8 protein-coding genes and 2 tRNA genes are annotated in these 7,200 nt (G+C 66.4%); 4 read left to right on the plus strand and 6 right to left on the minus strand.

Features of this window, described 5'->3' with window-relative positions:
• The 3 genes from ACR2JI_RS13350 to hisC all read right to left on the minus strand — a co-directional run.
• On the minus strand, positions 1-696 hold a 696-nt coding region (locus ACR2JI_RS13350), incomplete at its 3' end, for a condensation domain-containing protein (RefSeq protein WP_526390689.1).
• 36 nt (positions 697-732) lie between these two features.
• A complete protein-coding gene (locus tag ACR2JI_RS13355; RefSeq protein ID WP_526390691.1) occupies positions 733-1,572 on the minus strand; it encodes a crotonase/enoyl-CoA hydratase family protein in 840 nt (279 codons plus the stop codon).
• Positions 1,573-1,615: 43 nt separating this feature from the next.
• Positions 1,616-2,686, minus strand: coding sequence for a histidinol-phosphate transaminase (gene hisC / locus ACR2JI_RS13360; protein WP_526390693.1), 1,071 nt, complete (start codon positions 2,684-2,686; stop codon positions 1,616-1,618).
• A gap of 86 nt (positions 2,687-2,772) precedes the next feature.
• Here hisC and ACR2JI_RS13365 point away from each other — a divergent pair.
• Both ACR2JI_RS13365 and ACR2JI_RS13370 read left to right on the plus strand, forming a co-directional pair.
• Positions 2,773-2,861: transfer RNA gene (locus ACR2JI_RS13365), tRNA-Ser, on the plus strand.
• A gap of 38 nt (positions 2,862-2,899) precedes the next feature.
• Positions 2,900-2,972, plus strand: a tRNA-Arg gene (locus tag ACR2JI_RS13370).
• A gap of 43 nt (positions 2,973-3,015) precedes the next feature.
• On the opposite strand, the gene ACR2JI_RS13375 is transcribed toward ACR2JI_RS13370, so the two are convergent.
• Positions 3,016-3,705: a hypothetical protein gene (locus tag ACR2JI_RS13375; protein ID WP_526390695.1), complete on the minus strand. Its 690-nt coding sequence runs from the start codon at positions 3,703-3,705 to the stop codon at positions 3,016-3,018.
• A gap of 62 nt (positions 3,706-3,767) precedes the next feature.
• On the opposite strand from ACR2JI_RS13375, the gene ACR2JI_RS13380 reads away from it, so the two are divergent.
• The gene (locus ACR2JI_RS13380; protein WP_526390697.1) at positions 3,768-4,526 is read left to right on the plus strand and encodes a helix-turn-helix domain-containing protein; all 759 of its coding nucleotides are present in this window, start codon (positions 3,768-3,770) and stop codon (positions 4,524-4,526) included.
• 221 nt (positions 4,527-4,747) lie between these two features.
• On the opposite strand, the gene ACR2JI_RS13385 is transcribed toward ACR2JI_RS13380, so the two are convergent.
• Together ACR2JI_RS13385 and ACR2JI_RS13390 are read right to left on the minus strand one after the other, a co-directional pair.
• Positions 4,748-5,116: a hypothetical protein gene (locus ACR2JI_RS13385; protein WP_526390699.1), complete on the minus strand. Its 369-nt coding sequence runs from the start codon at positions 5,114-5,116 to the stop codon at positions 4,748-4,750.
• Between the two features lie 68 nt (positions 5,117-5,184).
• Positions 5,185-5,418 (minus strand): hypothetical protein, encoded by a 234-nt coding sequence (locus tag ACR2JI_RS13390; RefSeq protein ID WP_526390701.1) that lies wholly within the window; start codon positions 5,416-5,418, stop codon positions 5,185-5,187.
• A 205-nt stretch (positions 5,419-5,623) separates the two neighbouring features.
• Here ACR2JI_RS13390 and ACR2JI_RS13395 point away from each other — a divergent pair.
• Positions 5,624-7,200: amidohydrolase (locus ACR2JI_RS13395; protein ID WP_526390703.1), on the plus strand; the 1,577-nt coding region annotated here is incomplete at its 3' end.

A 7,200-nucleotide genomic window follows, 5' to 3' on the forward strand; every position in this document is an offset into this window, starting at 1 on the left:
GAAGTCGACCCAGTCCCTGACCGGTCGCGAGTCGCGGGTCAAGGTGTCGATCTCGTCGTGTTGTTGCTCGGTGAAGTCCCGATAGGCGGGCGGTTCTGGTTCTTCTCCGCCGCTTCCGACGGTCAGTGCCTGGTAGTCCCGCGTGATGTCGCGGTAGATCACCAGCGATGACGTCCCGTCGGTGTGGAGGTGGTCGACGTCTGAGTAGACGGTGAAGTAGTTCTCCTTCTGGATGACGCCGAAGGTGAAGCAGTCCCATTCCAAGGTGTCCGGGGTCGCCGTCAATGCGTGGTCGCGGATCTCCTCCTGTTCCATCAAACCCAGCACCGCAGGCACGAAGTCGATGAGTTCGGGACGGTCGATGGTGCGCCGGATGACATCGCCGGCGTCAGTGACGTCGAAGGCGCTGTGGTAGGTGTCGTGACGGCGCACGTGGGCATTGATCGCCTCGGTCATGGCCGCGACATCACACCAGCCGAGGACGTTCCAGGACGTCAGGATCAGCCGCGCCGATTCACGCCGAAGCTTCCGCGCGTTGTGCGCCGACCAGAGATGCTGTCGCTGCTGAAATGTGGGCGGCAGAGGATCGATGGGTGCTGCCGCCGCGAGTTCACGGGTGGCCGGCGAGGCCCTCCACTCCGTGACGATTCCCCGTCCGGGCGTCCAGTTACCGCTGATGGAACCAATGGCGACCATTCGGGCGTCTCCTGGGGTTCGTGCTGGTGGCCGACGTCACTCGCCGGTGAAGTTCCCCGGCCGCTTCTCGAACATCGCGGAGACGGCTTCCTTGAGATCCTTCGACGGCAGGAACGCGGAGTTCCACGCCGCAACGTAGCGCAGGCTCTTGGCGACCGCGTCGGTACGCGCCTCATCGAGGACGTCCTTGGTCCCCCGCACGGCCAGTGGAGAGTTGGCCGCGATCTCGGCCGCGGTCGCATGTGCGGCGGCCAGGCAGGCGTCCTGATCCGGCAGCACCTCATTGACCAAGCCGATCTTCTCGGCGCGTGCGGCGTCGATGTCCTTGCCGGTCAGTGCCAGTTCGCGCAGATGGCCGTCGGAGATGATGTAGGGCAGCCGGGCCAGGCTGCCGACGTCGGCAACGATCGCCAGTTTCACCTCGCGAACCGAGAACTTCGCCTCGGCGCTGGCGTAACGGATGTCGACGGCGCTGATCAGATCGACGCCGCCGCCGATGCACCAGCCGCTCACCGCGGCGATCGTCGGCGTGCGGCAGTCGGCGACCGCGGTGATCGAGTCCTGCAGATCCTTGAGCATGGTGTGGAAGTTGGTGCGGGCCCGGGCGGAGGCCTCGCCGCCACCGGCACCGGGCAGCCCGCCTCCCATGGCTACCAGGTCCAGACCGAAGGAGAAGTGCTTACCCGAACCGGTCAGGACGATGGCGCGAATCTCCGGGCGGGCGTCGAGTTCCCGGAACACCACCGGAAGTTCTTTCCAGAACGCGGGGCCCATCGTGTTGCCTTTGCCGGGGCCGATGAGGGTGACCTGGGCGACGTGGCCGGTGACCTCGACGGTGAGGGATTCGTACTCACGGGATTCATGTGTCCTGCTCATGGGTCTCAGGTTACGACGGAGGCTGGCCGGCCTCGGCGTCGACCTATTCCTCGGTCTCGGCCCACTGTCGCGCGAAGCGCAAAAACGCGTCGTTCTCGGCCGGCGCCCCGATGGTGACCCGGGCGCCGTCCTCGCCGTAAGGCCGGACCAGGACCTTGGCCTCGGCCGCCAGGTGGGCGAACCGCGCCGTGTGGGTGCCCAGTGGCAGCCAGATGAAGTTGGCCTGCGACGGCGGGAAGGTGTAGCCCAGCTCGGCCAGTTCGGCGCTGACCCGGCGGCGTTCGGCCACCACCGCGTCGGTGCGTTCCAGCAGTTCGTCGGCTGCCTTCAACGAGGCGATGGCGGCGGCCTGAGCCAGGGTGCTGGCGGTGAACGGGACATAGACCTTGCCCAGTGCGGTGATCACCTCGGGATCACCGACCGCGTAGCCCACTCGCACGCCGGCCAGGCCGTACGCCTTCGAAAACGTCCGGATCACAACGACATTGCTGTAGTGGTCGGCAAGCCCGAGGCTGTCGGGAACCAACCCATCGCGGATGTACTCGACATAAGCCTCGTCGATGACGATGAGGATGTCCGACGGCACCGACGCGACGAACCGGGTCAGGTCGTCGGGATCCACCACCGTGGAGGTGGGATTGTTCGGGTTGCAGACGAAGATCAGGCGCGTCCGGTCGGTCACGGCCGCGAGCATCGCGTCGAGGTCGAAGGTCTCATCGCGCAGCGGAACCTGGACCGGGGTGGCGCCGGCAACCCGAACCTGCAGTGGATAGACCTCGAAACTGCGCCAGCCGAAGACCACCTCGTCGCCGACACCGCAGGTGATCTGGACCAGCTGCTGACACAGGCTCACCGAACCGCAGCCGACGGCGATCCGTTCCGGTCCGAAGTCCCCGTCTGCGCCGAGATGCTCGGAGAGCTGCTCCTTGAGCGCGAGCTGGCCGTTGTCGGGGTAGCGATTGAGGGTGTCGGTAGCCGCCAGGATCGCCTCCCGCACGCTGGGCAGCGGACCGTGGACGGTCTCGTTGCTGGCCAGCTTGATGGCGCCCGGCACGGTCCGGCCGGGGGTGTAGGCCGGAAGGTCGGCCATCTCAGGGCGTAGGCGGGCGGTCACGCAAGAGAGTCTAGGTGGGGTCCGGACCAGCTCAGGACTTGCTTTGCCATCGGCCATCCGGCCTGTGTACGCTCATCGACGGTTCAGGAGGCGTGCCAGAGCGGCCGAATGGGACTCACTGCTTATGATTTGTCCCCCTTAAAGGGGACCGGAGGTTCAAATCCTCTCGCCTCCGCCGCGGCTGATTCCTCAGCCACGCACAATTGAATGAAGGCGCCCGTAGCTCAACGGATAGAGCATCTGACTACGGATCAGAAGGTTAGGGGTTCGAATCCCTTCGGGCGCACTCGCTACCAGCGGCAACGGCTCTCGGCTCGAGGCCGGTCCGCTCAGCCCAATTTGGCGGTTTGCGCCAGATAAACCTCACCGAGCCTGCTCGCGAACTCGGGGTCGAACGCTCCGCCCTGCGGTCCGGCGGTGTACTGCGCGGTGACCAGCACGCCGCGGTGAAACCCGAGGATCGCCGCGATGTCCCACTCCAAGGTCTGGTCGATCCTGACCGTCCGGCAGTGCATGATCGTGCTGATCGTTCCGGTAGGCAGGCCCTCGGCGGCGAATGGCCCGAGAACCACCTGCGACTTCGCGCCGGGGGCGGTGTAGGTAAACGTCCGGCACCGCTCGGCCAGTGTCGGCAGATCCGCCCGTCCCACGGGCAGGGTCAGTGTGACGCCGATCGAGGCGTTCTTCGACGAGCGCATCGCCAAGCCCTTCTGAACGGCGGCGCCTTGCGACAGGAACAGCTCGCAGCCGGCCGGTGACACCTCAGGCTCGTGGCCGCGCGGCACCGCGACCATGGTGCCCCAGCTGGTGCCACCCAGCGGCGGGACCGAGCCTTCGCCGATGAGCATCGACTCATCAAGGGCGTGAAGATCATTCGCCGTATCGGCCTGAGGCGCTGAGGTTGAGACTCCCGACCCCGCGCCGCCCCACTGGCCGCAACCGGTGAGGATTCCGCAACACAGCACGAGAGCGACGCTCAACGCCGTCGCCGTCGGCACCCGCGCACTGATCGGCGTCATGCTGCCCCCTCCCCACCAGGGTATGGCCTGCGTCCCTCGGGAGACTCCCTATAGTGCCGGTTATGAACGCAGCGGAACTGGCCCAGTCCATCGCCGAACCCTTGGGTGCGGTCGGCGCGACGTACTACTTTGACGCCGGCACGATCGAGCGCGGCACGGCGATTGGCCTCGATGTCCTGAGCTTCTACGCGCTTGGTCGAGGTGGTGTCCTCGGAGACGTACCCGCCGAGGAGGTCGACGACGTCTTCTTTTTCTTCCGCCGGGGCGCGATCGCCGAGCTGTACGGGAAGGGTCGCGCGGTAGGCAGCGCCGAGGTTGGTGCCGCGGCGCATCTCGAGGCGGCCGATGCCTACGCGCGCCGGACCTTCGGCGGCGTTCCGGTCACGACGCTGCGCGCCTTCAATGACGCCGCCGCAGCCCTGACCGCGACGGCGCCGACGGGGCAGTGGCCGATCTTCGACGGCTACCGCGACCGCGGCCTCACCGGCGACCCCGTCGCAGACGCCTACCGCAACGCGATTCTGCTGCGCGAACTGCGCGGCGGGGTGCACACCGACGCGGTCAAGGACGCCGGCCTCACCCCCGCGGAGGCGTGCGCGACCGACCATGGCGGCGCGAACTTCGCCCTGCACGGCTTCGGTGACGCCGACCGGCCCGAGATGACGGCCGAATTGGATGCCCGCCGTGCCGCGGCCGAAGCCGACACCAATACCCGGATGGCCGGACTGCTGGCAACACTGGACGATGTGCAACGCGGCGCCCTCAAGGAGGGCGCGATCGCGATGCACGACGCACTGGCTGCCCCGGTACCGGTCGGCTGATTCCGGCGGAGTGAAAGGCCGCGCTGAGGCGACCGCGACGCTGACGTGGTTGAAGGCCAGGTATGACGCCGAAATCGCCCGGGACAAGCTGGCGGTTGAACTCGGCACGATTGAACGCATCGCGTGACCGTGTGAGGTGTTGGAGCCGCATTCCCTCGGACTCACATGGACCCTGGGATACCGTCGACGACGTCAGAAGGTTAGGCCCCGCTGACGTGGGCTCATGACTGGCCCAAACTGGGCCGATAATTGGTGACCTCCGCCTCGGCGGCGAGCAGTGCCCCCAACTCGCCCTCCTGCTGCGCCACGAACACACCGACGACCTGCCGGCATAGTTCGGGCACGCTCACCCCACGCGCATCAGCGATGCGCTTGAGTCCGACCACCATCGTCGTCGTGACATGAAACTGCACAGCGAACTGACCGCAGGAACCGTCCTCGGGCGGCAACCCCGGCCCCACCACAACGGGATCGTCCACGGCGTAGGCGCCAGCCTCGACATCCCTCCGGCCCGTCTCAACGATCTCGCTACCCCGAAACGGGCCGTCGACCCAGTGATCCGACCCCTGGCTCTCGTCATCACCACTCACTCCGCCCACGCTAGACCGACCGGAACTCCGAGACCGCCAAGTCCTGCCGCCCAGTCCGCGAAGGGGGCCTAGAGCTGACCCAGCGGCCGGCACACATTGGACAGCGGGTTCCAATACTCGCCGGGCGCACAGTCTTGCGCCGGCTGCGGCGTCTGGCAGGTGTTGGTAATCGGATCCCAGACTTGTCCGTTGACGCAATTCAGCGGCTCTGCCCAACCGATCCCGGTGCCGAACAGCGACGCGGCAGTCATGGGGATGGCCGCAAGAATGGTGATGGCCGGGTAGCGCAAAAGATTTCGCATCAAGCTAGTCTGCCAGCAGCTCGCTCGGGGAGCCCCGGAACACCGATTGCGAAGACGGCTTCAGCGCGCCAGGGGCAGGATGATTCAGGGCACCCATGCCAGCTGTGCGCGCAATTAGAGTGGAGGAGCTTTGTCCAACTCGACGGTCGTTTACCGTGCCCGCCGCGTCATCACATTTGACTCCGCTCGCCCGGAGGGGACCGCGGTGGCGGTGTCGGGTGGCCGGGTCACCGCGGTGGGTTCCTTCGAGGATCTGCGCGAGACCGGCGAGGTCGACGAGACCTTCGCTGATGCAGTGCTGTTGCCCGGTCTGATCGATCAGCATCTGCACCCGCTGTTGGGTGCGACGACGTTGATGACGGAGGTGATCGCGGTCGAGAACTGGGTCCTGCCGCGCAAGACGTTTCTGGCCGCGCACTCCGCCGAGGAGTACCGGCAGCGGCTCACCGAGGCCGATCAGGGGCTAACCGATCCCGGTGAGTGGCTGTGCTCCTGGGGGTACCACAAGCTGTGGCACGGACCGCTGGACCGGGCTGGGTTGGACGCGATCAGCACCACCCGGCCGATCGTGGTGTGGCAGCGGTCCTGTCATGAGTTCTTCCTCAACACCGCCGCAATCGACGCACTCGGGCTGACCGCTGATCAGATGGCCGGGCATGGGGCGGCCTCGGAGATGATGGACTTCGACGCCGGACACTGGTGGGAGACGGGTATGAACCTGATCCTGCCCGCATTGTCGCCGTTGCTGATGTCACCGGAGCGGATCGCCGCAGGTCTGCATCAGATGGTCGATTATCTGCATGCCAACGGTGTCACCGCCATCAACGAACCCGGAATCATGTGGGCGGTTGAACCGTGGGATCTCTACCAGGAGATCCTCGGTGGTAATGAAACCCCCTTCCTGTCAACGTTTCTCGTGGACGCGCGCAGCCAGGCGGATGCCGGGATGGATCCGGTCGACGCGGTGGCCGACGCCGAAGCGCAGGTCGCCAGGGCGTCGTCGGGCAAGGTGCGGTTGCTACCCAAGCAGGTCAAGCTGTTCGCCGACGGGGCGATCATCAGCCAGCTCATGCAGATGCGTGACCCGTATCTCGATGACGACGGACACCCTGACCTGTGTCATCACGGCGAGTGGATGATGCAGCCGGAGACCTTCCGAGCCTTCGCCACTGTGTACTGGAATGCCGACTGGCAGTTGCACATCCACGTCAACGGTGACGCCGGGTTGGATCTGGTGCTCGACACCATCGAGGAGTGCATGGCCGCCCACCCGCGCACTGACCACCGCACGGTCGTCGTCCACTTCGCCAACTCCACCGAGGAGCAGATCGACCGCATCGCCCGACTGGGTTGTCTGGTGTCGGCCAACCCGTACTACCCGGTGGGGTTTGCCGACAAATACACCGCGCACGGGTTGGGGCCGGAGCGCGCCGACACCATGGTCCGGGCCGCCTCGGTGGTGCAACGCGGCATCTCTCTGTCGCTGCATTCGGACCTGCCGATGGGACCGGCGGCCCCGCTGGCACTGGCTTCCTTCGCGGTCAACCGACGCACTCCTAGCGGCCGGATCGCCGGCCCGGAGCAGTGCATCAGTGTCGATGACGCCCTACGCGCGATCACCATCGACGCCGCCTACTCCTGGCGGATGGAAGGCGAACTGGGCAGCATCACCCCCGGCAAGACTGCCACCTTCACCGTGCTCGCTGACGACCCCTACGCGGTGGACCCGGCACGACTCGGCGACATCGCCATCATCGGCACGCTCTACGACGGCCGGTGGTT

The organism is Mycobacterium sp., assembly GCF_051006775.1.
In the GTDB taxonomy this organism is placed as follows: domain Bacteria; phylum Actinomycetota; class Actinomycetes; order Mycobacteriales; family Mycobacteriaceae; genus Mycobacterium.

Excerpts from the sequence above, each read along its gene's own strand:
- ACR2JI_RS13355 (WP_526390691.1), bottom strand. The coding sequence starts at position 1,572 with ATGAGCAGGACACATGAATCCCGTGAGTACGAATCCCTCACCGTCGAG.
- ACR2JI_RS13375 (WP_526390695.1), bottom strand. The coding sequence starts at position 3,705 with ATGACGCCGATCAGTGCGCGGGTGCCGACGGCGACGGCGTTGAGCGTC.
- ACR2JI_RS13380 (WP_526390697.1), top strand. The coding sequence starts at position 3,768 with ATGAACGCAGCGGAACTGGCCCAGTCCATCGCCGAACCCTTGGGTGCG.
- ACR2JI_RS13390 (WP_526390701.1), bottom strand. The coding sequence starts at position 5,418 with ATGCGAAATCTTTTGCGCTACCCGGCCATCACCATTCTTGCGGCCATC.